The 24,845-nt window shown below is 66.2% G+C and carries 22 protein-coding genes; 9 read left to right on the top strand and 13 right to left on the bottom strand.

The features are described 5' to 3' along the window. Positions 1–128: 128 nt before the first annotated feature. Positions 129–2,114 carry a bacterio-opsin activator domain-containing protein gene (locus tag ACMGFE_RS12815; RefSeq protein WP_436925588.1) on the bottom strand — a complete coding sequence of 662 codons (1,986 nt, stop codon included), beginning with the start codon at positions 2,112–2,114 and terminating at the stop codon, positions 129–131. A gap of 269 nt (positions 2,115–2,383) precedes the next feature. Between ACMGFE_RS12815 and ACMGFE_RS12810 the strand changes: the two genes are divergently transcribed. Further along, positions 2,384–2,551, top strand: a complete 168-nt coding sequence (locus tag ACMGFE_RS12810) for a hypothetical protein (RefSeq protein ID WP_436925587.1) — start codon at positions 2,384–2,386, stop codon at positions 2,549–2,551. A gap of 47 nt (positions 2,552–2,598) precedes the next feature. Here the strand turns inward: ACMGFE_RS12810 and ACMGFE_RS12805 are convergent, their stop codons facing one another. From ACMGFE_RS12805 to ahaH, 9 genes are all read right to left on the bottom strand, one after another. Further along, positions 2,599–3,696, bottom strand: coding sequence for a hypothetical protein (locus ACMGFE_RS12805; RefSeq protein WP_436925586.1), 1,098 nt, complete (start codon positions 3,694–3,696; stop codon positions 2,599–2,601). Positions 3,697–4,520: 824 nt separating this feature from the next. After that, complete coding sequence (locus ACMGFE_RS12800) at positions 4,521–5,927, bottom strand: ATP synthase subunit B (RefSeq protein WP_436925585.1); 1,407 nt, start codon at positions 5,925–5,927, stop codon at positions 4,521–4,523. A 2-nt stretch (positions 5,928–5,929) separates the two neighbouring features. Next, positions 5,930–7,696, bottom strand: coding sequence for an ATP synthase subunit A (locus ACMGFE_RS12795; RefSeq protein ID WP_436925584.1), 1,767 nt, complete (start codon positions 7,694–7,696; stop codon positions 5,930–5,932). Position 7,697: 1 nt separating this feature from the next. Beyond that, on the bottom strand, positions 7,698–8,021 hold the full coding sequence (locus ACMGFE_RS12790) for a V-type ATP synthase subunit F (RefSeq protein WP_415379272.1): 324 nt from the start codon (positions 8,019–8,021) through the stop codon (positions 7,698–7,700). Then, positions 8,018–9,079, bottom strand: coding sequence for a V-type ATP synthase subunit C (locus ACMGFE_RS12785; protein ID WP_436925583.1), 1,062 nt, complete (start codon positions 9,077–9,079; stop codon positions 8,018–8,020). The genes ACMGFE_RS12790 and ACMGFE_RS12785 overlap by 4 nt, the downstream gene beginning before the upstream one ends. Next, positions 9,076–9,657: a V-type ATP synthase subunit E gene (locus ACMGFE_RS12780; RefSeq protein WP_436925582.1), complete on the bottom strand. Its 582-nt coding sequence runs from the start codon at positions 9,655–9,657 to the stop codon at positions 9,076–9,078. Before ACMGFE_RS12780 ends, ACMGFE_RS12785 begins: the two co-directional genes overlap by 4 nt. Before the next feature lie 24 nt (positions 9,658–9,681). Then, the gene (locus tag ACMGFE_RS12775) at positions 9,682–9,933 is read right to left on the bottom strand and encodes an ATP synthase subunit C-like protein (RefSeq protein WP_436925581.1); all 252 of its coding nucleotides are present in this window, start codon (positions 9,931–9,933) and stop codon (positions 9,682–9,684) included. Between the two features lie 245 nt (positions 9,934–10,178). Continuing rightward, positions 10,179–12,416, bottom strand: coding sequence for a V-type ATP synthase subunit I (locus ACMGFE_RS12770; RefSeq protein ID WP_436925580.1), 2,238 nt, complete (start codon positions 12,414–12,416; stop codon positions 10,179–10,181). Positions 12,417–12,420: 4 nt separating this feature from the next. Next, a complete protein-coding gene (gene ahaH, locus ACMGFE_RS12765) occupies positions 12,421–12,753 on the bottom strand; it encodes an ATP synthase archaeal subunit H (protein ID WP_436925579.1) in 333 nt (110 codons plus the stop codon). Positions 12,754–12,972: 219 nt separating this feature from the next. Here ahaH and ACMGFE_RS12760 point away from each other — a divergent pair, with 219 nt between their 5' ends. Next, positions 12,973–13,590 (top strand): methyltransferase domain-containing protein, encoded by a 618-nt coding sequence (locus tag ACMGFE_RS12760; RefSeq protein ID WP_436925578.1) that lies wholly within the window; start codon positions 12,973–12,975, stop codon positions 13,588–13,590. Positions 13,591–13,741: 151 nt separating this feature from the next. Here ACMGFE_RS12760 and ACMGFE_RS12755 read toward each other — a convergent pair whose 3' ends face one another. Next, a complete protein-coding gene (locus tag ACMGFE_RS12755; protein ID WP_436925577.1) occupies positions 13,742–15,082 on the bottom strand; it encodes a DUF7096 domain-containing protein in 1,341 nt (446 codons plus the stop codon). Between the two features lie 145 nt (positions 15,083–15,227). On the opposite strand from ACMGFE_RS12755, the gene ACMGFE_RS12750 reads away from it, so the two are divergent. From ACMGFE_RS12750 to ACMGFE_RS12730, 5 genes are all read left to right on the top strand, one after another. Then, positions 15,228–16,598, top strand: coding sequence for a helix-turn-helix transcriptional regulator (locus ACMGFE_RS12750; protein WP_436925576.1), 1,371 nt, complete (start codon positions 15,228–15,230; stop codon positions 16,596–16,598). Positions 16,599–16,700: 102 nt separating this feature from the next. Next, complete coding sequence (locus ACMGFE_RS12745; protein WP_436925575.1) at positions 16,701–17,486, top strand: electron transfer flavoprotein subunit beta/FixA family protein; 786 nt, start codon at positions 16,701–16,703, stop codon at positions 17,484–17,486. Continuing rightward, entirely contained in the window at positions 17,483–18,436 is a 954-nt protein-coding gene (locus ACMGFE_RS12740) for an electron transfer flavoprotein subunit alpha/FixB family protein (protein ID WP_436925574.1), read from the top strand. Before ACMGFE_RS12745 ends, ACMGFE_RS12740 begins: the two co-directional genes overlap by 4 nt. 582 nt (positions 18,437–19,018) lie before the next feature. Then, positions 19,019–19,678 carry an HAD family hydrolase gene (locus ACMGFE_RS12735; RefSeq protein WP_436925573.1) on the top strand — a complete coding sequence of 220 codons (660 nt, stop codon included), beginning with the start codon at positions 19,019–19,021 and terminating at the stop codon, positions 19,676–19,678. A 103-nt stretch (positions 19,679–19,781) separates the two neighbouring features. Continuing rightward, positions 19,782–20,624 (top strand): polyprenyl synthetase family protein, encoded by an 843-nt coding sequence (locus tag ACMGFE_RS12730; protein WP_436925572.1) that lies wholly within the window; start codon positions 19,782–19,784, stop codon positions 20,622–20,624. A 34-nt stretch (positions 20,625–20,658) separates the two neighbouring features. Here ACMGFE_RS12730 and ACMGFE_RS12725 read toward each other — a convergent pair whose 3' ends face one another. Together ACMGFE_RS12725 and ACMGFE_RS12720 are read right to left on the bottom strand one after the other, a co-directional pair. Continuing rightward, the gene (locus ACMGFE_RS12725) at positions 20,659–20,847 is read right to left on the bottom strand and encodes an FmdB family zinc ribbon protein (protein ID WP_436925571.1); all 189 of its coding nucleotides are present in this window, start codon (positions 20,845–20,847) and stop codon (positions 20,659–20,661) included. Positions 20,848–20,937: 90 nt separating this feature from the next. Next, positions 20,938–22,317 (bottom strand): heme-copper oxidase family protein, encoded by a 1,380-nt coding sequence (locus ACMGFE_RS12720; RefSeq protein ID WP_436925570.1) that lies wholly within the window; start codon positions 22,315–22,317, stop codon positions 20,938–20,940. A gap of 128 nt (positions 22,318–22,445) precedes the next feature. Here ACMGFE_RS12720 and ACMGFE_RS12715 point away from each other — a divergent pair, with 128 nt between their 5' ends. Both ACMGFE_RS12715 and thsB read left to right on the top strand, forming a co-directional pair. Beyond that, complete coding sequence (locus tag ACMGFE_RS12715; protein ID WP_436925569.1) at positions 22,446–22,838, top strand: DUF7383 domain-containing protein; 393 nt, start codon at positions 22,446–22,448, stop codon at positions 22,836–22,838. Between the two features lie 277 nt (positions 22,839–23,115). Then, a complete protein-coding gene (gene thsB / locus ACMGFE_RS12710; protein ID WP_436925568.1) occupies positions 23,116–24,789 on the top strand; it encodes a thermosome subunit beta in 1,674 nt (557 codons plus the stop codon). Positions 24,790–24,845 lie beyond the last annotated feature (56 nt).

The raw sequence follows: 24,845 nt of genomic DNA, 5'->3' as shown, positions 1-24,845 counted from the left end.
GGTCGAACAGATGCGCCCGTTCCACACCGAGGAGACGGGATTTCCGGTCGGCCGTGACGGCCCGCCGTCGGCGGGCCGGCCCTCCGACGGGGAGAAGTCGGATATAAAAACGCGCGAGGGGGACAGCCTCAGCCGTACAGTTCCTCGAACACCTTCCGCTGGGCGGCGCGGAGGTGCTGGTGGAAGGTCGAGCGGCCGATGTCCATGGCGTCTGCCAGGTCCTCGCCGTTGGTGTCGCGCGGCCACTCGAAGAACCCGCCGACGATGGCGGTCCGGAGCGCCGTGGACTGGCGGTCGGTCAGCCGGTCGTCGATGCGCGCGCGGACGTCCGTGCGGGTGCCCGCGGGTCGCTCGTGTTCGCGGTAGGCGGTCAGGTCGGCGCCGGGCACGCCGGCCTCGACGGCGTCGACGACGGTCCGCGGCTGGGCCTCGGGGGGGATCTCGGCGGTCAGTTCGCCCGTTCCGCCCGAGGCCGACGCCGCCGTGAGGCGGCCGCCGCGGTCGAGCAGCAACTGGACGAGCGGCGCTTCGGTGACGGTGAACTCGAGGATAGCGCGGCCGTCGCCGCTCGTCACCGGCGTGCACCCGCGGACGTCCGCACGGGCAGCGGCCGCCTCGACCACCGCGTCTGGATCGGCGTCGGTCTCGAAGAAGAGCGTCGTCGGTCCCGCTTCGCGCGTGATGGTCCCCGAGTGGACGAATTCGGCGTCGAGTGCCGCCGAGAGGCCGACGAAGAACGGCTCGTCGCCCGCCAGCGAGAACGTCAGTTCGCTCACGTCGTCGGACCCGAGCAGCCGCCGGGAGGTCAGGACGTGGAGCGCCATGGCGGTCGACTGGGCCACCGCGGCGAGGACGCGCTCCTCGGGCTCCGAGAGCGACGCGCCGGCCCGGAGGACGACCACGAGGACGCCGTAGTTCACGTCGCCGTACCGGAGCGGGAGTGCGGCCAGTCCGCCCGCGCCGTCGGCGAGCGCGCCGGCGTAGACGTCGGGCACCGCGTCGGCGCCGACGACCTGCACCTCCCCCGTCCGCACGGCGCGGGCGACGGGGTCGTCGGCGTCGGCCGCGAGTTCCAGCGCCGGAGGGTCCGCGACGCCGGCCCACGTGCCCGGCGCGATGGTGTCGGTGGCGGGGTCCTCCTCGCCGATCCACGCCAGCGCGTACTCGTCGGTCTCGACCAGCCGCTCGGTCACCGCGGCTTCGGCGGCCGCGCGGGTCTCCGCGCCGAGCAGTTCGCTGGTCACGTCGGTCACCAGCCCGTCCAGCCTGTCGAGCAGCGCCTCGACCGTCTCGCGCTCGGCCCTGGCCGTCTCGGCCTGGCGCCTGGCCTCGCGCTCGGCCTCGACGCGGTCGGTCACGTCCATCTGGAAGCCGACGTAGTGGGCCGGGTCGCCGTCGTCGTCGCCGACCGGCGCGATGTCCACCCGGTTCCAGAACTCCTCGCCGTCGCGCGTGTAGTTGCGGAGTTCGACGGAGACGGGTTCGCCCTCGTCGATCGCGCTCGCCATCTCGGCGACCGGTTCCGCGGCGGAGTCGGGCCCCTGCAGGAGGTTGCAGTTGCGACCGAGTACCTCCGCCTCGTCGTAGCCGGTGAGCTCCTCGAAGGCCTCGTTGACGTAGATGAGCGGCGTGTCCCGGCGCTTCCCGTCGGCGATGGTGATCCCGACCGGCGCCTCGTCCATCGCCCGGTCCTTGAGGGCCTCGGTCACGTCGGCGAAGCGCCGGTCCGCGTCCGCCAGCGCGGCCTCGACGGCGTCGACCAGCACGGCCCGCTGCTTCTCGGGCGGGTCCCGCGGCACGTAGTCGGTCACGCCGGCCGAGATGGCCGCGCTCGCGAGGTGCTCATCGCCGACCGCGGTGAAGATCACGAAGGGGAGGTCCTCGGTCCGCTCGCGGACGTCGGCCAGCAGGTCCAGGCCTGAGCTATCGGGCAGTCGCCGCTCGCTGACGACGGCGGCCGGCGGGTTTGTCTCGACGGCGTCCAGCACCGCCGCCGCGTCCCGCACCCGTTCGACGGCGAACCCGGCGTCGCTCAGCGCGTCGACGACCGGTTCGGCGCAGTCGTCGTCGGCGTCGGCGTAGAGGACCCGCGCCTCCCCAGAGGAGCGAGTCATGGACCGACGTACTAGTGGTTGTGCAATGAACGTTGTCCTTGTGGGCACGCCTCAGCGTCTGTTCATCAATATAAGTCCGAATCGGAACAAAATTGAAACTGAAATATCGGTTATGAGGACACACAGTGTTGTTTGAATAGAGATTGAATTTTGTTCATTCTTCTCCATCCATCATCCGTTTGCGCAATTGCTTGTGGTCAGATCGACAGGGGATATTTGTTCCTACCAAGAAGGTAAAACATATCATTGACAACCTCAATGTATTATACATGGATACATCTGCCGCCAGCGGGTTCTCAAAAACAAGCGTAGGGATAATTGTGATACTATTAATTGGATTCACAGCCCTCTATATCCATCCAGAAGAGATCACAGTAGCAGTTTTTCTTTCAGTGGTTGCTCTCTACACAATCGGTGCGCAACTATATCATAAATAGCAGAAAATACTACAAAAAGTGCATTAATCAATACGCCTGCTCAGACGTTATAGTTTCCTCGCAGAAGGATCCACCGTTGGTAATCCGACCTCTTCTGGGTCTTCACCCTGATCATAGGAGGGGACAGTCACAGTCCAAGACCCGGAATTGTGGTTACCATTTGACAGCCAGTTAGCGCCTGGGTCGTCTAAGTTCGTCGGTTTCACTTTGTCTCGAACGGTAAATTCAACAGAATTCCCATGTTTGACGGGAACGTCAATAGCCAAGTGGTGAGTAAACACATCTGCAGACGGGACTTCAGTAAAGATGCCACCAGGACCCCACTTGTGCTTCGTTTTCCCGTTGTACCGATACATGGATTCGGTAGCTTTTACTTCTTCTCCATAGTCACCGAGCCCTGAATAGAGGCCTGCTAGTCCGAGGACAAAACTAGTCCCAGTAAGAGTGGCTGCTGTTCCTACACCAAGTGTGGGCACACCGGCGGCAAGTCCTGTGGCTATCGATCCGCCGCCGAGAAGTACGGCTGCGTCACCATCGGACTCACTAATATCAGCAGAATTCAGATCAGCCTTACTAGTTGTCCATTTATCTTCTCTACTGGGAACCTCTTCGATGGGAATCGTTTCGTCGTCTTCCGGACCGCTGAAGGTGTTTGCAATCCTTGGAAGCGTAGTTCCGATATCTCGAACATCAATATCATTAGATTCAACTTCGAATGTATGATTTGATTTCGCTGCTTCCAAGCCGACGAACTCTTCTGGATCACGTTCATCTACACAAGCTCCCAACGTGTGTAGATGGAACGTGAACATGTTGTCGTTGTCAGATTGATAAACGTCGTTGAGGAACAGATGACGATTGATTAGAATCCCTTGTTCCACTTCTTCACCTTGAACCGTCTCATCTGTATTCCGCCAGTGATTCCAATTTCGCGACGTCCAGTGAGGATCAAACGATCGCTGCGTTATTCGCGAGGCTGTTGAAACGTCAACTGCCCCAGGCGATGCGAGACCAACTGCCGACGCAGTAGCGAGCGCAGTCCCGGTACCGACACCTTTCAGCAGTTCTCGCCGGCTCCAGTCACTCTTCGCCGTCGTTGTTTGCCTTGAACTTGGTTCTACGTTTTCGGATTTTCCATCACTCATTGTTTCACCGCAGCAAGAAATTATTGTCAATTTTAAAGGCCATTATGTAAACTAAATGTTGTAACTCATATACCATAAAACTAATAACAGGACTGTTTCAATTTAGATGCCGAGTTTTCAGGGACGCAGATCAACGATGGATGAAACAATCGAATCAATCTGTGAGACCGCTATCTCTCCGGAAGTCGGTCACCGTCAGCCAGAGAAAGTCCGTTTATCGAAACCACGCATCTCTTTCAGATCGTCGGTGTATACTTCGATGTGGTAGAGTCTGTCCGCAAAGACGTCTTCGTCCGCCATTTACGTCACCCTGCGAGTGAGACAGTCGATAACTGTTCGCCACTTGTGTGCGCGCTCGTCCACCGTCTCCTCGCATTCCCGTTCGAGTCGTTCGCGGTTCCATTCGATGAGCGTCCCATCGCCGACGAGTACGGCCCGGTCACTGAGTGCGGCGTGCAAGAATTGCGTTGGGAGCGACTCGGCCTCGCTGACATCAACGAATCCTCTGGCGTACTACCGAAGCGTGGTTTCGATCCAGTTTGACATACAGAACCGCTCGGTGTCGTCGAACATATTTGAGGATTGAAACAAGAGGTTCAGATCCGAATCCGCCGCCGCCCAGCGGGCGTGGGACCCGAACACGACTTTCGTGGTCAAAGTAGCCGGGAATCCCCTCGAAACCAACGGCGTTAGTATCGATGTCGTCCGCGAAACTCATACCAGAGTGTACCGTCGCTGTAAGCAACACGTCCTATCGACGGTGCCACGCCGAACCGATACTCGTCGACAACCTGCACAGCGAACGGAAATGAAAAGTCGCGGCGTCAGTCCGCGGCGACTTCGGCTTCGACGTCCTCGCGGTAGTACTCCTCGATGTACTCCTCGTCGATGCGGTTGAGCTCGTTTTTCGGGAGCTTCGAGAGGAGGTCCCAGCCGATGTCGAGCGTCTCGTCGATGTCGCGGTCGGTGTTGTAGCCCTGCTGGACGAACTGCTCCTCGAACTCCTCGGCGAAGTCGAGGTACTGGTTGTCCCGCTCGGAAAGCGCCTCGCGACCGACGATGTTCACGAGGTCGCGCAGGTCCTCACCTTCCGCGTACGCGGCGTAGAGCTGGTCGGAGACGCCGCCGTGGTCCCCGCGGGTCAGCCCCTCGCCGATACCGTCGTCCATCAGCCGGGACAGCGACGGTAGCGGGTCGATCGGCGGCTGGATGCCCTGGCTGTTGAGGTCGCGGTCGACGAGGATCTGCCCCTCCGTGATGTACCCGGTCAGGTCCGGGATCGGGTGGGTGATGTCGTCGGACGGCATCGTGAGGATGGGGATCTGCGTGATCGACCCCTCCTCGCCCTTGATGCGGCCGGCCCGCTCGTAGAGCTGGGCGAGGTCGGTGTACATGTACCCCGGGTAGCCACGGCGGCCCGGGACCTCTTCGCGCGCCGCACCGATCTCGCGCAGCGCCTCACAGTAGTTGGTCATGTCCGTCAGGATGACCAGCACGTGGTATCCCTTGTCGAAGGCGAGGTACTCGGCGGTGGTCAGGGCCAGTCGCGGCGTGACCGTCCGCTCGACGGCTGGGTCGTCCGCGAGGTTCATGAAGACGACAGAACGCTCGAGCGCGCCCGTGCGCTCGAAGTCGTCCATGAACTCGTTGGCCTCTTCTGCCGTGATCCCCATCGCGCCGAAGATCACTGCGAACTCGGTGTCCTCGCCCTCGCCCTCTTCCTCCGGGACGGAGGCCTGGCGGGCGATCTGCAGCGCGAGGTCGTTGTGGGGCAGCCCCGAACCCGAGAAGATCGGGAGCTTCTGTCCGCGGACCAGCGTGTTCATGCCGTCGATGGCGGAGACGCCGGTCTGGATGAAGTCCTCGGGGTACTCGCGGGAGTAGGGGTTGATCGCTGCGCCGACGATGTCGCGGCGTTCGTCGGGAACGATGTCCGGGCCGCCGTCGATCGGGTTGCCGGACCCGTCGAGGACCCGTCCGAGGAGGTCCTCGGTGACGGGCATCTTCATGGTCTCGCCGAGGAAGCGGACCGAGGAGTTCATGTCGATCCCCTCGGTGCCCTCGAAGACCTGGATCGCGACGTGGTCGCTGGAGGTGTCCAGCACCTGACCGCGGCGCGTCTGGCCGTCGCCGGTCTCGATCTCGACGATCTCGTCGTAGCCGATCGGCTCGTCAGTCTCGACGTGGACCAGCGGACCGCTGATTTCCGTGATTGTCTGGTATTCTTTCATTGTTAGTACAGGGAGCGCAGTTGCTCGGCGATGTCCGCTTCGAGGTCGTCGACGAAGTCGTCGACCTCGTCGTCGGGCGTCGTGCCGATACGGTTGAGTCGCGGCGCGGCGTCGATGGCCGTGATCTCGTCGATCGGGACGCCCGCCTCGAGCGCGTCGGTCGCCTCGTCGTTGAACGTCCGGATCGCGCCGAGGATGCGGTAGGTCTTCTCCGGCGGACAGTAGCGGTCGACGTCGTGCAGCGCGTTCTGCTGCAGCCACGCCTCCTTGATGAACCGGGCGACCTCCAGCGTCAGCTGCTGGTCCTCCGGCAGCGCGTCCTTGCCGACGAGCTGGACGACTTCCTGCAGTTCGCCGTCCTCGTCGAGGACGTCGATCGCCCACTGGCGCTGTTCGGGCCAGTCGTCGGCGACGTTCTCGACGAACCACGGGTCGAGCTGGTCGCGATACAGCGAATAGGAGTCGTTCCAGTCGATCGCCGGGAAGTGTCGCTTCTCGGCGAGGTCCGAGTCGAGCGCCCAGAACGTCTTGACGATGCGCAGCGTGTTCTGGGTGACCGGCTCGGAGAAGTCGCCGCCGGGCGGCGAGACCGCGCCGATGGCCGAGATCGATCCTTCAGTCCCGTTGATGTTGTCGAAGTAGCCGGCCCGCTCGTAGAACTGCGAGAGGCGGGCGGCCAGGTACGCCGGGTAGCCTTCCTCACCGGGCATCTCCTCGAGTCGCGAGGAGATCTCGCGCATGGCCTCGGCCCACCGCGAGGTGGAGTCGGCCATCAGCGCGACGTCGTAGCCCATGTCGCGGTAGTGCTCCGCGATGGTGATCCCCGTGTACACGCAGGATTCGCGCGCGGCGACGGGCATGTTCGACGTGTTCGCGATGAGGCACGTGCGTGCCATCAGCGCGTTCCCGGTCTGCGGGTCGGGCAGGTCCGGGAAGTCGTCGATGACTTCCGTCATCTCGTTGCCGCGCTCGCCACAGCCGATGTAGACGACGATGTCGGCGTCGGCGAACTTGGCGAGGCTCTGCTGGGTGACGGTCTTCCCGGACCCGAACGGTCCCGGGATGGCGGCCGTCCCGCCCTTCGCGAGCGGGAACAGGCCGTCGAGGATGCGCTGACCCGACGTGAGCGGCTCCGTCGGCGTCTGCTTGTCCTCGGTCGGTCGGGCCGACCGGACAGGCCACTCCTGGCGCATCTGGATCTCCTCGCCGTTGTCGAGTTCGGCGACCGTCTCTTCGACGTTGAAGTTGCCGGACTCGATGGCGACGACTTCGCCGCCCTCGTAGTCGGGCGGCACCATCACCTTGTGGTCGATACTGGGCGTCTCGGGCACGGAGCCGACGATGTCGCCGGCCTCGACCTCGTCGCCTTCCTCGACCTCGGGGGTGAACTCCCAGGTCTTCTCCAGGTCGATACCGGGGGCGTCGACGCCGCGGTCGAGGAACGCCGACCCCATCTTCTCCTCGAGGACGTCCAGCGGGCGCTGGACGCCGTCGTAGATGGAGTCGAGCATCCCCGGACCGAGGTCGACCGACAGCGGCGAGCCCGTCCCTTCGACGGGTTCGCCCGGCGACACTGCCGAGGTCTCCTCGTAGACCTGGATGGTGGTGATCGCTCCCTCGATCTCGATGACCTCGCCCATCAGTCCCTCTTCGCCGACGTAGACGACGTCGTTCATCTTCGCGTCGAGGTTCTTGGCCGTGACGACCGGCCCCGATACGCTTTCGATGACGCCGTCCTCGCGAACGGTCGTGTCTGTTGCTTGGCTCATATTAGTCTTCTTCCATCAGGTCGATGCCGATGGCGCGTTTGATCTGCTCGCGCAGTCCGCTGGAGCCGGCGGGGCCACCGAGGGTGACCAGCACCGGTTCCACGCTCGTCTCGACGTCGGACCGGACGCCGCGGGAGAGCCGCTCCAGATCGTCGTCGTGCATCACGAGGATGCCCACGTCGTCGTCGTCCAGCATCTCCCGGACCGCCTCGTCGAACTGTTCGTCTGGGTCGTCGTCGCGGACGTCGGCGAACCGCCGGACGCCCGCCAGTCGGAAGCCCGTCGTGAAGTCCGGACTGCCGACGACGCCGATCTCCTGGCTCATATTGTCACCAGCTCCGCTTCGATCTGGTCTGGGCTCAGACCCGCTTCGCGGCCGCGGGCGATCGCCCTGACGTTGTCGACCTCGCGCTCCTTCGCGAGGACGAACGAGAGCACCGGACACACGGATAGGGGATAGCGATTTGAAAGGGTGTCGGCGTACTCGAGCAGCGCCGCGTCCAGCGCGTGTTCGAACTCGATGAGGCTCTCCGCCCCGGCGAGCACGTCCAGCGCGCTGTCGAGCTCCTCACCGTAGACGCTGGTGCGGACTCGCTCGACGAGCTGGTCCTCGTTGGCGACGAGCTGGCGCAGTTCGTCGGCGTCGAACAGCCGACCCCCGTCGATGAAGTAGTCCGCGGGGTCCATGTCGGCGCCGCTGCGAGCGATCCGCAGCGCGTTCCGGAGGTTCCGGAAGTCGATCTCCGCCTCGAGAAACTCGATGTACAGCCCCGTCGGGCGGTCGGGTTCCGCGGGCAGCCCGCCGATGAGCCGCTCGTAGAACGTCCGGTCGACCGCGTTTTCGAGCGGGACGAGCAGCCCGGTGTCCTCGTAGTCCTCGAACGCCGCCTCGAGGGCCTCGCCGAAGATCGTCCGGTCGAGCGCCGCGATGACGTCCTCGACGGAGCCGGCCTCGACGAGTTCGTCGAGCAGGTCCTCGGAGAACTCACCGGCGTCGATGAGGTCGGCCTCGATGTCCTCCCGCGGCGCGTCCGAGTACAGGCCGCGGAGGACGGTCTTGACGTTCCAGGCGTCGAACTTCCGCAGGTAGCGGGCGACGTAGTCGTACAGTCGGCCGGTCGACCAGCGCAGCAGGTCGTCGAAGTGTCCCGCGAGATTCTCGTTGAGCGCGTACTCGACGAGGTCCGAGCCCGAGTAGCGGGAGCCGAGGCGGTTCATCTCCTCCTCGTACTCCGACTCCTCCATGAACCGGGCGATCTCGCCGGTGCCCATCCGGACTAGCTTCCGGTAGTCGTCCTCGTCGAACAGCGACGCACGGCGCGACCGGACGCGGGCCGTGACGTACTCGTAGTTGCTGTCCTCGTAGTCGTCGGTCGTGCTCATTTGTCTCCGAACAGACGGTCGCTGATCTCCCGGAGGTTGTCTTCCCAGACGTCGTCGAGCACCGAGTCGAAGGTGTTGTTGACCCGGACCCGCGAGGACTCGCTCTCGACGACGACGCCGCCGAGGCAATCGTACTCGCCGGCGTAGTCGAGGTCGTAGTCGGCGAGCACGTCCTCCAGCAGGTCCTCGTCGTCCGGGCGGCCGTAGACGACGGCGTCGGTGGTGTCACCGATCTCCGTCGTCGCCGCGTCGAGGAGCGTCCGCGTCAGCTCCTCGCGCGTCTCGCCCTCGAGCCCGGCGAGTTCGTCCTCGACGGCGTCCCGGACGTCCGCCAGCACGTCGCGGCGGGCCTCCAGACGGTCCTGTTTGGCCTCCAGCTTGGCGCTGGAGAGCTTCTGCTCGCGCTCCTGCTCGATCGTGGCCTCGACCTCCCGCTGGCGCTCCTGGCGGATGGACTCGGCGTCGGCCTGGGCCTCCGAGATGAGTTCGTCTGCCTGTGCCTCGGCGTCGGCGCGAACTTCCTCCGCACGCGCGCGGGCCTCGTCTCGAATGTCCTCTACGACTGTATCGAGGCTCATGAGTAGTAGTAAAGTGCCGCGCGGTTAGTTCGCCACGAAGATCGTGACGAACGCGATAATGATCAGCGTCTCCGGCAGTGCTGTGAAGATCAGCGCCGGAACGAACATGTCGTCGTCCTCGGCGACGGCCCCGACGGCCGCGGCGCCGATCGAACGCTGTGCGATACCGGTGCCGAGCGCACCGAGTCCGACGGCGAGCGCGGCGGCCGCGGTGGGTTCGAGTGCGGGGCTACTCTCCTGCAGTGCGATTGCGATAGGGGCGATGGAATCGATCATTGTTGTGTAGGGTTTGTCGCGACGGTTCCGTTCCGTACACGCTCGAATTGCTCTATCGTGGGCATAAAGCTTCCCAAATCGACCGAATGGCAACCCGTGACAGGCGTTCTGCGAGGGATCCCGCGACAGCGGCGCCAGCGGGCCTCACTGGTGATTCAGGTGCGGCAGAGACGTGTCAGTGGTCGACGGCGTAGAACGCGGAGAGAACAGAGCGCCGAACCGGAGCCCCGATTCGGCAGTCGCGATCAGTCTTCGGTCGTGTAGTTCCGCTCGGTCCCGAACGGCGAGTAGGTCGCACCGTTGCCGTCGTAGAACTTCTCGAAGAACTCGAAGAACTCCAGACGGATGGACTGGATCCCCGAGGAGGTGACCCCGAGGATCAGGACGATGAGGTTCCCGAATATCAGGACGAGGACGCCTAAGACCGCCATCGCCGGACCCATGTGGACCATCCCGGGGAAGAGGATCTCGGTGACCTCGTGACCGTGGGACATGTCCCCGACGTGCGGCATGTGCGTCAGCGCGAAGTGCCACGCGTCGCCGTGTTCGCCCTCGGTCGCGTACGCCCCCCAGAACAGGAGGTTGACCGCGAACGCCATCCCGGCCTTCGCGAGCAGGACCGCGGCGATACGCAGGTACGACAGGGTGTGCGCCAGCACGACGTGGATCTCGATGAGTTCGTGGACCGGACCGATGGCCAGCAGGACCATCCCGAGCAAGACCATCCCGAGGCCGACCCAGCCGACGACCGCGGGGAACCCGGAGAAGCCGAGTTCGAACGCGGCCTGGTGGCCCTCGTCGAAGGTCTCGAACAGCAGGTCCGGCTTGGCGCCGTCGAACAGGCGGCTGAAGATGAAGATCCACAGGCCGTTCAGCGCCAGCAGCCACGACCCCGTCTCGATGACGGCTTCCTTGGTCCCGTGGAGCGTCCTGTTCTCGATGAACTCCAGGACGTAAGCCGTGTTGAGGTGCAGCAGGCCGAACAGCGCGGTCACGAGGAACCAGGTGTTGGCCCAGTAGCTCGTGGCCGGCGAGAGGCCCTTCTCGATGGGCGCGTGTTCGAGTCCCACGACGCCCTCCCAGAACACGGAGGCGACCAGATGCAGACCGAATATCTCGCCGTAGAGGAACCCGAACAGCGCGGTCATCAGGCCGGCCGCGGCCGTGATGACGCCGAAGTTCTTGAACGCGTCCGACTCGTAGTTGCTGAACATGTAGTAGCCGATCCCGGTGTAGATCAGCCCGTACCCGACGTCACCGATGATGAACCCGAACATCAGCGGGAACGTCAGGAAGAGGATGACCGTCGGGTCGAACTCCGAGTAGTTCGGCCGGCCGACGGCCTTCGTCAGGAGTTCGAACGGCTGGGTGATGCCGGGGTTGTCCTGGATGACCGGCGGGTCGTCGTCGGCCATCGTGACAGTGCCCCCGTCAGCACGGGCCTCCTGCGGTTCGCTCTCGTCGTCGTCGAACTTCTCCTCGGCGGCTCGTTCCTCTTCGACGCCGCCGGTGCCCGCGCCGACCTCCTCCGGTTCGGTGCCGTCGTGGTCGACCTCCTCGGTGGTCGCGGCGTGGCCGTGGCGGTCGTACTCGGCGACTTCGAGCTCCTCGACCTCGACGTGCTCGCCGACGGCGTCGGCGAGCGCCATCTCGAACTCCTCGACGCGCTCGGTCGGGATCCAGCCCTCTGAAACGAACGCGTTCTGCGTCGTCGCGAACGAGAGCGGTGCCTCGGCCTTCTGGGCGCGGATCGAGAGCTTCTCCTCGGCGGCCAGCAGGAAGCCGGCCACGTCGTAGCGCAGCTCCTCGATCTGGTTCTCGACGGTCGCGAGTTCGGATTCGAGCTGCTGTTTGCGGTGTTCGAGCTCCGCGAGGACGTCCTGCGGGTCGCCCTCCTCGTGGGGCACGTCGACGGCCGTGAAGTCGGCCTCGACGAGCGCCTGCTGGAGCGTGTCCTCGTCGGTGTGCGCGAAGGCCGCGACGACGTCGTCTTCGTCGAAGACCTGCGTGGCGGCGTCGAGGTCGGCCAGCGCGCGCTCGACGCTGTCGTCGTCGCCCTCGCCGACCGCGACGGACAGCGAGTCGTAGCCCCACAGGAGGTCGAGGTCGATGCCCAGCGTCGCGAACGGGTCCATCGCACCGATCTCCTCGTCGACCTCGCGGAGTTCGCTCTCGAGCTCTGTGCGTCGGTCGTCGAGGTCGTTGGCCTCGGTCCGGACCTCCTCGAGTTCGGTCTCGAGAGTCTCGTCGGTGACGATCCGGCTCGGGCCGGCGTCCTCGGGCTCGACGCCGAGGATGCTCTTGAGCGAGCGGACGGTGACGAGCTTCTCGGAGGCGGTGTCGCCCCCTTCCATCGGGTTGCCGTTGTCGAAGCCCGGCCAGCGGCCGTCGTAGTCGGTGAAGTGGACCAGGTGCAGATCGTAGACCGTCTCGATGACGTCGTCCATGACGGCCTTCGAGCCCGTCACGGACACCTTGCTCATTCGCTTAGGTCTGAGCATGCACCGCCTCCTCGAACTGTGTCACCACGTAGTCGATGACCTCGTCGGTGCGGTCGCGGGCGCGCGTCTCGAGTGCCTCACGCTCCTCGGCTCCCTCTTCGAGGATGCGTTCGCGCTCGGCCTCGATCTCCTCGCGCGCTTCGCCGAGGCGCTCCTCGGCCTCGGCGTCGGCGTCTCGGCGGGCCTGCTCGCGGATCTCGTCGGCCTCCTCGCGAGCGTCGGCGATCGTCTCCTCGGCGTCCTCCTCGGCCTCGGCGACGATCTCGTCCGCCTCCTGTTCGGCGTCTTTGACTCGGTCGAGAACCTCTGGCCTTGGCATTTGCTAATCGTGGGGAGATCCGTTCAGGGCCTATTTGGTAGTTGCGAAGTGGGCCCGGCCGTGCGCGCCGCGAGCGCGCTCGGCGGCGGTCGCGGTGTCCGACCGCGGTCGGTGGCACGGTCGCGATCAGATGGTCCGCCGTCCGTCGGCAGCCGTTCGCTCGGCGCCCAGGCGTCGGGAAACGGGGGAACTATGCCGACCTGGGACGAAACGTCGGCAATGGCCGTCCAAGACAAGACACGGGCTCGCCTGTTCTACAAGTATCTCTCGAAGGTGTACGACCAGATCAACCCGTTCATCTGGAACGAGGAGATGCGGACGGAGGCGCTCGACCTCTTGGACATCGAGGAGGGCGACCGCGTGCTCGACGTCGGCTGTGGCACCGGGTTCGCCACCGAAGGCCTGCTCGAACGGACCGAGAACGTCCACGGCCTCGACCAGAGCGTCCACCAGCTGGAGAAGGCGTGGGCGAAGTTCGGCAAGCGCGGCGCCGTCCCGTTCTACCGCGGCGACGCCGAGCGACTCCCGTTCAAAGACGACACCTTCGACGTGGTGTGGTCCTCGGGCTCGATCGAGTACTGGCCCGACCCCGTCGCGGCCCTCGCCGAGTGTCGCCGCATCGCGAAACCCGGTGGACAGGTGCTCATCGTCGGTCCGAACTACCCGTCCAACACCGTCTTCCAGAAGCTCGCCGACGCGTTCATGCTCTTCTACGGCGAGGACGAGGCCGACCGCATGTTCCGCGAGGCCGGCTTCGAGGAGTTCTACCACGTGACGATGGGACCCTCGTACAGCCCCGATGTCGCCATCACGACCGTCGCCGACGTCCCAGAGTGAGCGGTCGGTCGTTGTGATCGAACGCAGTGAGCGAGCCTTTTTCGGCCAGATTTTTGCGCGAGCGGTGCTCGAAGGGCGAGACTCACGGAGTGAGCGCCGCTGAGCGAACGAGGATACCCGAGCCGAAAAGGAGGGGATCAGTACGGCCCGGTCAGTTGGCGAAAAAGCGTTCGGTGACGGTCCGGCCGTCGTCGGTCGTGACCGAGATGCGGACGGCCTGATGCGGTGTCAGCGTCCAGAGGCGGCCGTCGTCACCGGTCGAGCCGACGTCGTCGCCGTTAATCGTGACGGTGGCGTCGAGCGGTTCGCCGGTTTCGTTGTCGGTGACGGTGAGGTGCATAGGCCCGGTTGCGTGGGAGCGGTTGATCCGCAGTAGGAGGCCGTCGCTGGCGTTAGTGGTCGACCGGGTCGGGAGCGCGGCGAGCGGTTTGGTCTGGAACTCGCGGAAGGCGGACTCCGACCGGCCGTCGAGATACGTTTCGAGCGACCCGTGGGGGTGACCCAGCTGGACGTAGTAGACGGACGTGTTCCCGATCGGCTCGACGTTCGGGCCCGAACGGATATTGTCGTAGGCCCACGGGTAGAGCTGGGCCGCGCGGTTGTTCGCGGTACTGACCCCGCTGGGATCGCCGTCGGTGACGAACTGGTTGCTGCCGATCTGTTCGCGGTTCTGCCCGAGGTACGCCTCGCGATAGTAGAGCGAGCCCTGCGTCGACGCGAGCACGAGGCCGGTCTGCGAGGTGACCGAGTACACCGGTATCGGTCCGCGGGCGCCGGTCATGGCCTGTGAGATCTGCTCGCGGACCGGCCCGCGTAGCGTGAGCAGGTCCCCTTCGAGGTTCTTCATCTTCGTGTTCAGGTCCGAGGGGAGCGACAACCCGGCGGCCCTGCGGATCCGGTCGAACTGCGACTCGACGTCGCGGGCCGAGGCGTCGATCGCCGCCAGCTCCCGGTAGAACGCTTCGGTGTTCAGGTCGCCGTCGTTGTAGTCGTCGATCACCCTGTTCCGACGCAGTTCGAGCTGCTGGACGCGCCGGTCGAGGCGATCGACCTCCGAACGGAGGACGTCTAACCGCGCGTCGTACCCGGTGGTGTTCTCGTAGCGCCGTTCGAACGAAAGCGACGCGTACTCGCTCCTGAGTTCGGTAACGTCCTGTTGAATCGCACCTGCGATGTTCAGCGAGGCGCGGTCGTGACCCGTCCGTTCGACCGCCTCCTCGCGGATCCCGAGGTAGTTCGACGTGTTCGGTTGCAGGCGATCGGTCGCGAACGTGCCGTCGGTCGCCGCGAGCGGTTCGTCAGGCGCGGGCAGCGAGGCCGGTTCCGCGGAGCCAGACGCCGGGTGAGCGATCAGCCCGGTGGCCGACGGACCCGATACGGCCGTGCTCGCCGCCGGAGCCGGTGCGACCGCGGCGCCGGCGACGTGCGTCACCGGCGCCAGAACGAGGGCCGCGACGAGGAGCGCGAGGAGGACAGGGCGGTTCCGTGGCATCGTCACGGACTCTTTCGTCCCCGATTACAAAAACCCACCTACTCTCAACGAGCGCGTGAGTGGCCCAGAAGGGCGCAGACGTTTCAAAAGCCCCGGAGACGTTTTAATGGAAAGCGTTTTCCCCGAGGCCAGGGATGAGTCGAATATGTCCCCGCGGTCGTCCGTCGCAGTCGTCACAGCCCTCCTCCTCCTTGCGGGGGTCGCACCAGTGGCTGCTCTCGCTGGCGCGCCATCGGGCTCGAACGGCGGAGCGGCCGCCGCCGCGAACGCGCTCCCTCACAACAGCACCCTCGACCCGGGGGAAGTCGAGATGCGCGTCGACGTAGCGGCGAACGGAGACGCACAGTGGCGAGTGAAGACCGTCCTGCCCGTCGGGGACGGCGACCGGGAAGCGTTCGACGACCTGGTCGACGAGTTCAACGAGAGCGAATCGCCGCTCGGGGTCGACGGCTTCAGGGCGGCCGCTGCGAACGCCAGCGAGGCGACCGGCCGCTCGATGGAGATCAGGAACGTCGAGCGCCACCACGCCCTGCACAACGAGACCGGCGGGCTGTGGATCACGTTCACGTGGACGAACTTCGGTCGCACGAACGGCGACCGCCTCTTTATCGGCGACGTGTTCAACGGGAGTTCGGGCATGCTGCTCCCCGGGCTCACGGCGGACGAGACACTCGTCATCGTCCCGCCCGAGGGGTACGGCGTCAGTAGCGCCCCGACGGGAACCAGCTCCGCACCGTCGAGCCTCTCGAACGGCGTCGCGCGGTGGGAGGGGCCCCAGGACTTCGGCGACCGCGGCCCGTGGATCGTCTACTCCGGCGACGCGCCGACGCCGACGCGAACCCCGACGACCGTTCCCCCGAACGGGACGGCGTCACCGACCGCCGGCGGGCCGGGCACGGGCCCCGGGACGTCACCCGGCGGCCCGGGAAGCGACGGCGACGGCCTGCTCTCGGGTGCGCTCCCCCTAGTCGTGCTGATCGTGCTGGCGGCGGCGAGCGCCGCGGTGCTCGCGGCCTACATGCGCGGCGACGACGACGGATTCGACGGGATCGGCGCGCTCGTCGGTTCCGGTGGGACCGACGGCGGGTCGAGCGCGTCTGCCGGCTCCGACGGCGCGCCCGATCACGACGCCGGCGTCGAAGTAGACGCGGCGAGCGGGAGCAGCGCCGTCGCGGAGAACGGAAGCGGGGCCGCAGACACCGCGTCCGCCGGGGCGAGCGCGGCGGGCGCTGGTGCGGCCGCCGCTGCCGACGAGTCGGTCGACGGCGACGACGAAGACGACGAGATCGACGAGGAGTTGCTCAGCGACGAGGAGCGCGTCGAGCGGCTGATCGAGCAAAACGGCGGACGGATGAAACAGGCCGCCATCGTGCAGGAGACGGGCTGGTCGAACGCGAAGGTCTCGCAGTTGCTCTCCTCGATGGACGACGACGGCCGGATCGACAAGCTCCGGATCGGCCGCGAGAACCTCATCTCGTTCCCGGACGAGGACGTCGCCGATCTCGACTCCGAATGAGGCACTGGGACCGGCCGGAGGGGCATTCAGGCCGGTGAAAACGCCGAACAACGGGCCGACCCTCGGAAACGTTTAACCACCGACCGAGCCAAGGTTCGGTGCATGAAAGTCCTCGTCACAGTCACGGACGTGGCAGTCGTCGACGACGAGTTCGAGATCGACGGACTCGGCGTCGACGAGCGCTATCTCACCTACGAACTCAACGAGTGGGACGACTACGCCGTCGAAGAGGCCGTCCAGATCGCCGAGGAGGGGGAAGACGTGGAGGTCGTGACCGTCACCGTCGGCCCCGAGCGCTCCGACGAAGCCATCAGGAAGGCCCTGGCGAAAGGCGCCGACCGCGCGGTACGCGTCTGGGACGACGCCATCGCCGAGCGGGACCTGCTCGACGCGGAGACCAAGGCCGACCTGCTCGCGGCCGTCGCCCGCGAGGAGGACCCCGACCTGATCCTCTCGGGCGTCCAGAGCGGCGACGACAGCTTCGCCGCCACGGGCGTCACGCTCGCGGAGAAACTCAATATGGAGTGGGCCGCGGTCGTCAACCAGCTCGATCTCGCCGAGGGCGTCGCCTCCGTCCACCGCGAACTGGAGGGCGGCGTCGACGAACTGACCGACGTCGAGTTGCCGGCCGTGCTGACTATCCAGACGGGGATCAACGAACCCCGCTACGCCAGCCTCCGGGGGATCCGGCAGGCACAGAACAAGCCGCTCGACGTGAAGTCGCTCGGCGACCTCGGCCTCGACGAGGGAGCGCTGGAGAGCCCGCTCCGGTGGACGGCGACCTACGAGCCCGAGAGCGAGGGCGAGGCGACCGTCTTCGAGGGGAGCCCCGACGAGACGGCCGGTGAACTGGCTGGCGTGCTTCGCGACCAGGGGGTGGGCCAATGAGCGTCCTGGCCGTCGCGGAGCACCGCCGCGGCGAGTTGCGCGACGTGAGTCACCAGCTGATCACGGCCGGGCGCGACCTCGCGGACGCGGTCGGGTCGGAGCTTCACGTCGCAGTGGTGAGCGGCGACGTGGAGCGCTTCGGCGAGGATCTGAACCGCGAGGGCGTCGACGCCGTCCACACCGTCGACCACGGCGAGGAGTTCAACCACGACGTGTACGTCCAGGCCGTCGAGGCGCTGGCGACGGACCTCGACCCGGCGTACCTGCTCCTCCCGCACACGGTCAACGGGCTGGACTACGCACCGGCGGCCGCCGAGCGCCTCGGCTACCCGCTGGTCACCGACGCCGTCGGCCTGGCCGTCGACGGGGCTCTAGAGGTCACCCGCGAGATGTACGGCTCGAAGGTCGAGACGACCATCGAAATCGAGAGCCAGCCCGCCGCGGTGACGGTCCGCCCGGCCGAGTGGCCCGGCGCGCCGAGTGGCGGCGACGCCGTCGTCGAACCGTTCGACGTGAGTATCGACGAGAGCGCCGTCCGCTCGACCGTGACCGGGTTCGAGGAAGCGGCCGGCGGCGACGTGGACATCTCGGAGGCGGACGTGCTCGTCTCCGTCGGCCGCGGCATCGAGGAAGAGGACAACCTCGACATCGTCTTCGACCTCGCGGAGGCGATGGACGCCACGGTGTCCGCGTCGCGACCCGTCGTCGACAGCGGCTGGCTCCCGAAGAATCGGCAGGTCGGCCAGAGCGGGAAAGTGGTGACCCCCGACGTGTACATCGCCATCGGCATCTCCGGCGCGGTCCAGCACGTCGCCGGGATGAAAGGCGCCGAGACGATCATCGCCATCAACAAGGACCCCAACGCACCCATCTTCGACATCGCCGACTACGGGATCGTCGACGACCTGTTCGAAGTGGTGCCTGCGCTTACCGAAGAGTTCGGCGAATAGCTCGGCAATTTCCGTTTGTTTCGCGCGTCTCAGGTCGAAGCTTCCGTTCATCTCGTTCTGCTTGTTGAGCGGTTGCTTCGGGATGGGCTGGTGTGGAATGAAGCCAAGTGATCGCGTCCGCACTCGACGAAGAGTTGAAAGCCCTCGACGGGCTCGCGGCCGCTGAGCGGGATATCCTCACTTCGTTCGGATAGTGCCCGCTCAGGCGACTCCACTTCGTCGCGAGCCCGTCTCGCCCTTTCAGTCCGCCAGGAACCGTACCGCACAGCACCACACCACACGCCTCCCCAACCGACTGCGGTGCTCGCTTCGCTGCGCTCCTCATCCCTCGCACGGTGTCGTCTCGCGGTCCTCGCAGTGCTCGGACACGCTCGCCAGCGCGCGCCACCGCAATTTGTCAGTCTGCAGGTTGTACTGAGCATCCGCGCCGAACGAAGTGAGGCGGGGTTCACCGAATCCGAGCGAAGCGAGGATTCGGCCTTTTTCACCCATGTTTTTGGCTGGGGGGTCGCGCCGTGCGCGACCCCCCGGCGAAAAAGATGGTGTTGAAAGACTTATCACGGCGCGTTCACAATCACGGGTATGACTTACGATACCGTCGTGTTCGACAACGACGGTGTCCTCGTCGGCCGGACGCATTTCGACGTTCTCCGCGAGGCTACCGAAGCGACGTTTGCGCAGTTCGGCGTGACCGACCCCGACCCCGATCACGTCGAGGACATGACCATCGGTGCGACGCCCGAGCAGGTCCAGGCCGTCAGCGACGTGTACGGCTTCGAACCCGACCAGTTCTGGCGCGCTCGCGACAGCACTGTCTCGGGCGCCCAGCAGGAAGAGGCGCGCGCGGGCCGAAAGACGCCCTACGACGACGTCCACACGCTGGCCGACCTCGACGTGGCGACGGGGATCGTCAGCTCGAACCAGCAGGAGACGGTCGACTTCCTGCTCGACCACTTCGAGATCGGCGGACTGTTCGAGACGGCGTACGGCCGCGAGGCGACCATCGAGAGCCTGACACTCCGCAAGCCCCATCCCCACTACATCGAGCGGGCGCTGTCCGATCTGGACGCGGAGTCGGCGCTGTACGTCGGCGACAACGAGTCGGACATCGAGGCGGCCGAGAACGCCGGCATCGATTCGGCGTTCATCCGCCGACCCCACCGTCACGACTGGGACCTCAACGTGTGGCCCACCTGGGACCTCGACTCGCTGGACGACCTCCACGACATCTGCGCCGTCTGAGCGCGGGCGAAATCCCACAGACCGCTCCGCCGTCGAGGCTCGCTTCGGGACCGGTGGCTGGGCTTCGTCAGCTACAAGCCGCAGCGAACCCGAGTCCCCGGTGATGGAGTACCTGGAGAGTCGTCGGGGACGGGTCGAAGAGCGGCTGGAGGAGGTCCTCGGCGGCGTCGAACCCGACGAACTCGGCGAGGAGGTGCGCCACGTCGTGCTGTCGGGTGGCAAGCGGGTGCGACCGACGGTGACGGTGCTGGTCTGCGAGGCCCTGGGCGGGGACGTCGACACGGCGGTCGAGTTCGCGGTGGGGATCGAACTCGTCCACAGCGCCTCGCTGGTCGTCGACGACATCATCGACCGCTCCGAGCTGCGCCGCGGCACGTCCAGCGCCTGGGCGGAGTACGGGCACGGCCCGGCGATCATCGCCAGCGACGGCCTGCTCGGCGAGGCGTTCGCCCTCTTCTCGGCCAACGAACGCGCGATGCAGGCCGTCTCGGAGTCGATGGTCGAACTCGGCGAGGGCGAGGCCACGGAACTGGTCGCCCAGCCCGCGAGCGAGGACGACTACATGGAACTCGCGCGGCGGAAGACGGGCGCGCTGTTCCGCGCGGCGGCGGAACTCGGCGCCATCGCCGCCGAGGCCGACGCCTACACCGTCGAGAACTTCGGCAAGTACGCCGAGCGCGTCGGCGTCGCCTTCCAGATGCGCGACGACGTGCTCGACACGACGGCCGACGCCGACGACCTCGGGAAGCCGACGGGCCACGACGCCGCGATGGAGCGGCCGTCGCTCGTCCAGGTCGCCGATCTGACGCCCGAGGAAGCGAACGAACGCGCGCGCGAGCAGTCCCAGGTCGCGCTGGACGCGCTCGCGGCCGTCGACGCCGACGACTCGAAGGCGATGGACTACCTGCGCGACCTCGCGGAGTTCGTCGTCGTGCGCGAGCGGTGAGGGGCGGTCGTGGTTTCTCGGTCGTTCGAGTCCGTTATTCGTCGTTCGCCGTCTCCACCGTCTCGACGACGGCCTCGGCGCCGCATTCGGGGCAGTAGTCGTGGTTCGTCGTGAACCGCGCGTCGCACTCCTCGCACCGGTAGTCGTACTGCTCCTCGGCCGACTCCACGGCCGTCTGCTTGAACTGTTCGACCTCCCGGCCGAGCCTGTTGAAGATGCCCATCTTCTCTGAGCGGAGGGGACAGAACGGGATAAGCGTTCGCTGGAGCGGCTCCGCCGAGGTAGTTATCGCACACGGAATCCAGAACCAACGTCACCGAGCGGCGTCTTCGGCGCCCGGGACTTCCTCGCTCGCGCGCTCGGTCACCGCTCCGTCGTCGGCGAGCCGGGTGACGAGCACGCCACGAAGCGAGTGCGGACTGTGCTCGCGGACGACGAGGACCATGTTGCCGGCGAAGAGGACGAACCCAGCGGTCGCGAGAACGCCGGCTGCGGCCGTCACGACGGTCGGGAGCGCGAACGCGTCGGCGAGGACGAGGCCGGTGGCGCCCGCGAGTATGCAGGTGAAGTCGGCGGCGGCGACGCGGTCGTCGTAGAGGTCGTCGATCATGGGGACCTGCTCGTAGCCCAGCAGGTCGCTGTAGCGGTGGACCCAGACGATGAACGGGACGACGTGGTACAGCGTCCCGAGGACGACGAAGCCGACGACGCCGAAGACCAGCAGGTGAAGCGGGCCGCCGCCGAACAGCGCCGTCCGGGTAAGGGGGTCGACGAACCACGCGCGGACAGTGAGGAGCCCCCACGCGGCCATCGCGGCGGCGACGACCCCGTAGCGGGAGAGCATCGGCGTCCACGCGACCTGCGTCTCGACCAGTCGGCGGGCGAGAATCGCGCTGAACCCCAGGATCGCGACGGCGACGAGCAGCCCGCCGACGCGAGCGACGGGGGCGGACCCGAGGAGGCGACCGGCGGCGAGCACGACGACGCCGACGGGATAGCCGAACTCCTCGATCCGGCGGAGGTGCAGGTCGACGCCGTGCAACTCGGTCTGGGTGAACATCGTGGCGAGCTGGTAGAGCGCGCCGAGTACCGTCGTGAGGACCGCACCGAACACCGCGAGCGTGGCGTGGGCGGCGGTCAGTCGCAGAGGGCTGACGGGTGACCCGACGAGGAACGGGACGGCGTAGTTCATCGCGAGCGCGAAGCCCATGGGAGGGACGACGACGAAGAATCCCAGGGCGAGCGCGAAGTGGCGTTCGGTCACGTCCCAGGGGCGCGCGGCCAGGAGCGTGCGCCCGACGTTGTAGGCGAACGTCCAGAACCCGAGCAGTGCGAGGCCGCCGAAGGCGTGGACCCACCCGAGGGCTCCGGTCGCGAACGTCGCCGCCATGCCGCCGACGCCGACGGTCACGAGCCACAGTTGCGCCGTCGCCAGCCGCCGGGAGTGCAGCGCCGCGTTCGACCACACCGGGACGAACTGCGTCATCGCACCCATGATCGTGATGCAGACCCACCCCGCCAGCAGGAGGTGGACGTGCGCGAGGACGGACAGCCCCGACAGGGCGCCGACCGCCTCGAGCACGCCCATCGCTCCACCGGCCACGAGCAGGGCGAGTCCGACCAGAAAGTGCCGGAGCGGGACCGTCATCGGCGGCTGCCGGTCGGTGTCGACCTCGCCCGGAATGGCGCTCATGGTCGACCGTACGGCCCCCGGAGTTCTCGACCTGTGGCCGAACGTGTTCGTCTCGCGCCGGCGAGCGGTCGACCCGGAGACGGGCGGGCCGGCCGGACATATAAATCGGTTGAAACCCAGGGATCGGTATGGGAGACCGCCGTCCAAACTACGCGCTCGTCCCGTTCCAGCAACACCTCGGCCAGAACGAGGAGAGCCTCGCCGTCCCGTGGGCCGAGTTCGTCGGCGACGAGACGGAGGAGTTGGAGTTCACGGTGCCGACCGACGAGGCCACCGACGCCTATCTGGAACTCCAGGCCTACGACGTCGAGGAGTACGGCCACGAGATCCTGGTCAACGGCGTCGCGCTGTCGGGGTTCGACATCCCGCCCAGCGACGGCTGGCAACACTGGATGGACACCCTCTCGGGCATCGACCTCACCGAGGGCACCAACACCATCAAGATCGAACGCGACGCCACCACCACCGACGCGTTCGTCGTCGGCGTCGTCATCGTCCACTGGAAAGAACCCGTGAACTGAGCGGCCGTCCCCCAAATTCAACCGTCGTCGTTCACCGAGCCCGTCCGCCGCCGCTCACCGAGCCCGACCGCCGGTCCACTCGCACGTTCCGCTCGTTCGATACATATAAACCCCAGTGCCAACCGGCCGCACACGTTGGTAACACGTGACACACGCGAACCGGGTAGCGGACTCGATATGCCGGTTATCCGGGAATACACGGCAGCTACCGCGGGCTCCCCCTTCGCCCACGAACACCCAATTTTATATAGAAGCACATTCATACTTCCGTACGAATATGAGTCAGCAGCGAATGCAGGGACAGCCCATGATTATTCTGGGCGAGGATTCCCAGCGGATGAAGGACAAGGACGCACAGAGCCACAACATCTCGGCGGCGCGAGCGGTCGCCGAGTCGGTCCGTTCGACACTCGGGCCGAAGGGGATGGACAAGATGCTCGTCGACTCCCTCGGCGACGTAACCGTCACGAACGACGGCGTGACCATCCTCACCGAGATGGACATCGACAACCCGACGGCCGAGATGATCGTCGAGGTCGCCGAGGCCCAGGAGGACGAGGCCGGCGACGGGACGACCACGGCCGTCGCGATCGCGGGCGAGCTCCTCAAGAACGCCGAGGACCTCCTCGAGCAGGACATCCACCCGACGTCGATCATCCGCGGGTTCAACCTCGCGAGCAAGAAGGCCAAAGACGAGATCGGCGAGATCGCCACGTCCGTCGACCCCAGTGACGAGGAGATCCTCAAGAGCGTCGCCGAGACGTCCATGACCGGCAAGGGCGCCGAGCTCAACAAGGACGTCCTCGTCGACCTGGTCGTCGAGGCCATCCAGGAAGTCACCGTCGAGGCCGAGGACGGCTCGCACGTCCCGGACCTGCAGTTCCTCAAGATCCAGACCCAGACGGGCCGCGCCGTCTCCGAGTCCGACCTGCTGGCCGGCGGCATCGTCGACAAGGACGCCGTCCACAGCGACATGCCGACCACCGTCGACGACGCCAACGTCCTCCTGCTGGACACCCCCATCGAGGTCGAGGAGACCGAGACGGACGCCCAGCTCAACCTCGACAGCCCCGACCAGCTCCAGGACTTCATCGAGCAGGAGGAACAGCGCCTCCAGGAGATGGTCCAGACCATCGCCGACGCCGGCGCCAACGTCGTCTTCTGCCAGAAGGGCATCGACGACATGGCCCAGCACTACCTCGCCAAGGAGGGCATCCTCGCCGTCCGCCGCGTCAAGAAGTCGGACATCGAGTTCGTCTCCGAGCTCCTCGAATCGCGCATCGTCTCGGACATCGACTCCATCACCGAGGAGGACGTCGCCAGCGGGAGCGTCCGCCGCGACGAGGACGACGAGATGTTCTACGTCGAGGGCGACGGCGGCCACGGCGCCACCCTGCTGCTGCGCGGCTCCACCGACCACGTCGTCGACGAGCTCGAACGCGGCATCAACGACGCGCTCGACGTCGTCGCCTCGACCGTCGCCGACGGCCGCGTCCTCGCGGGCGGCGGCGCCACCGAGGTCGAACTCGCCGGTCGCGTCCGCGACTACGCCGACTCCGTCAGCGGCCGCGAACAGCTGGCCGTCGAGGCCTTCGCCGACTCGCTCGAACTCGTCCCGCGCGTGCTCGCCGAGAACGCCGGCCTCGACTCCATCGACACCCTCGTCGACCTGCGCGCCGCCCACGAGGACGGCGACGAACACGCCGGTCTGAACGTCTACTCCGGCGACGTGGTCGACACCTTCGAGGCCGGCGTCGTCGAGCCGGCCCACGCCAAGGAGCAGGCCGTCTCCTCGGCGTCCGAGGCCGCGAACCTCGTCATGAAGATCGACGACATCATCGCTGCCGGCGACCTCTCGACCTCGGGCGGCGAGGAAGAGGGCGCGGGCGGCCCCGGCGGCGCCCCGGGCGGCATGGGCGGCATGGGCGGCGGTATGGGCGGCATGATGTAGGAGCGGGCTCGAACGAAGTGAGAGACCGCTGAAAGCCGAGCGGGGAACGTAGTGAC

It is taken from the genome of Halosimplex amylolyticum (genome assembly GCF_051414035.1).
GTDB lineage: Archaea > Halobacteriota > Halobacteria > Halobacteriales > Haloarculaceae > Halosimplex > Halosimplex amylolyticum.
This window is presented reverse-complemented; position numbering and strand designations above follow the sequence as displayed.

What these genes read in the sequence shown, in the direction of transcription:
- ACMGFE_RS12815 (WP_436925588.1), bottom strand. Translation starts at nt 2,114, where the DNA reads ATGACTCGCTCCTCTGGGGAGGCGCGGGTCCTCTACGCCGACGCCGAC.
- ACMGFE_RS12810 (WP_436925587.1), top strand. Translation starts at nt 2,384, where the DNA reads ATGGATACATCTGCCGCCAGCGGGTTCTCAAAAACAAGCGTAGGGATA.
- ACMGFE_RS12805 (WP_436925586.1), bottom strand. Translation starts at nt 3,696, where the DNA reads ATGAGTGATGGAAAATCCGAAAACGTAGAACCAAGTTCAAGGCAAACA.
- ACMGFE_RS12800 (WP_436925585.1), bottom strand. Translation starts at nt 5,927, where the DNA reads ATGAAAGAATACCAGACAATCACGGAAATCAGCGGTCCGCTGGTCCAC.
- ACMGFE_RS12795 (WP_436925584.1), bottom strand. Translation starts at nt 7,696, where the DNA reads ATGAGCCAAGCAACAGACACGACCGTTCGCGAGGACGGCGTCATCGAA.
- ACMGFE_RS12790 (WP_415379272.1), bottom strand. Translation starts at nt 8,021, where the DNA reads ATGAGCCAGGAGATCGGCGTCGTCGGCAGTCCGGACTTCACGACGGGC.
- ACMGFE_RS12785 (WP_436925583.1), bottom strand. Translation starts at nt 9,079, where the DNA reads ATGAGCACGACCGACGACTACGAGGACAGCAACTACGAGTACGTCACG.
- ACMGFE_RS12780 (WP_436925582.1), bottom strand. Translation starts at nt 9,657, where the DNA reads ATGAGCCTCGATACAGTCGTAGAGGACATTCGAGACGAGGCCCGCGCG.
- ACMGFE_RS12775 (WP_436925581.1), bottom strand. Translation starts at nt 9,933, where the DNA reads ATGATCGATTCCATCGCCCCTATCGCAATCGCACTGCAGGAGAGTAGC.
- ACMGFE_RS12770 (WP_436925580.1), bottom strand. Translation starts at nt 12,416, where the DNA reads ATGAGCAAGGTGTCCGTGACGGGCTCGAAGGCCGTCATGGACGACGTC.
- ahaH (WP_436925579.1), bottom strand. Translation starts at nt 12,753, where the DNA reads ATGCCAAGGCCAGAGGTTCTCGACCGAGTCAAAGACGCCGAACAGGAG.
- ACMGFE_RS12760 (WP_436925578.1), top strand. Translation starts at nt 12,973, where the DNA reads ATGGCCGTCCAAGACAAGACACGGGCTCGCCTGTTCTACAAGTATCTC.
- ACMGFE_RS12755 (WP_436925577.1), bottom strand. Translation starts at nt 15,082, where the DNA reads ATGCCACGGAACCGCCCTGTCCTCCTCGCGCTCCTCGTCGCGGCCCTC.
- ACMGFE_RS12750 (WP_436925576.1), top strand. Translation starts at nt 15,228, where the DNA reads ATGTCCCCGCGGTCGTCCGTCGCAGTCGTCACAGCCCTCCTCCTCCTT.
- ACMGFE_RS12745 (WP_436925575.1), top strand. Translation starts at nt 16,701, where the DNA reads ATGAAAGTCCTCGTCACAGTCACGGACGTGGCAGTCGTCGACGACGAG.
- ACMGFE_RS12740 (WP_436925574.1), top strand. Translation starts at nt 17,483, where the DNA reads ATGAGCGTCCTGGCCGTCGCGGAGCACCGCCGCGGCGAGTTGCGCGAC.
- ACMGFE_RS12735 (WP_436925573.1), top strand. Translation starts at nt 19,019, where the DNA reads ATGACTTACGATACCGTCGTGTTCGACAACGACGGTGTCCTCGTCGGC.
- ACMGFE_RS12730 (WP_436925572.1), top strand. Translation starts at nt 19,782, where the DNA reads ATGGAGTACCTGGAGAGTCGTCGGGGACGGGTCGAAGAGCGGCTGGAG.
- ACMGFE_RS12725 (WP_436925571.1), bottom strand. Translation starts at nt 20,847, where the DNA reads ATGGGCATCTTCAACAGGCTCGGCCGGGAGGTCGAACAGTTCAAGCAG.
- ACMGFE_RS12720 (WP_436925570.1), bottom strand. Translation starts at nt 22,317, where the DNA reads ATGAGCGCCATTCCGGGCGAGGTCGACACCGACCGGCAGCCGCCGATG.
- ACMGFE_RS12715 (WP_436925569.1), top strand. Translation starts at nt 22,446, where the DNA reads ATGGGAGACCGCCGTCCAAACTACGCGCTCGTCCCGTTCCAGCAACAC.
- thsB (WP_436925568.1), top strand. Translation starts at nt 23,116, where the DNA reads ATGAGTCAGCAGCGAATGCAGGGACAGCCCATGATTATTCTGGGCGAG.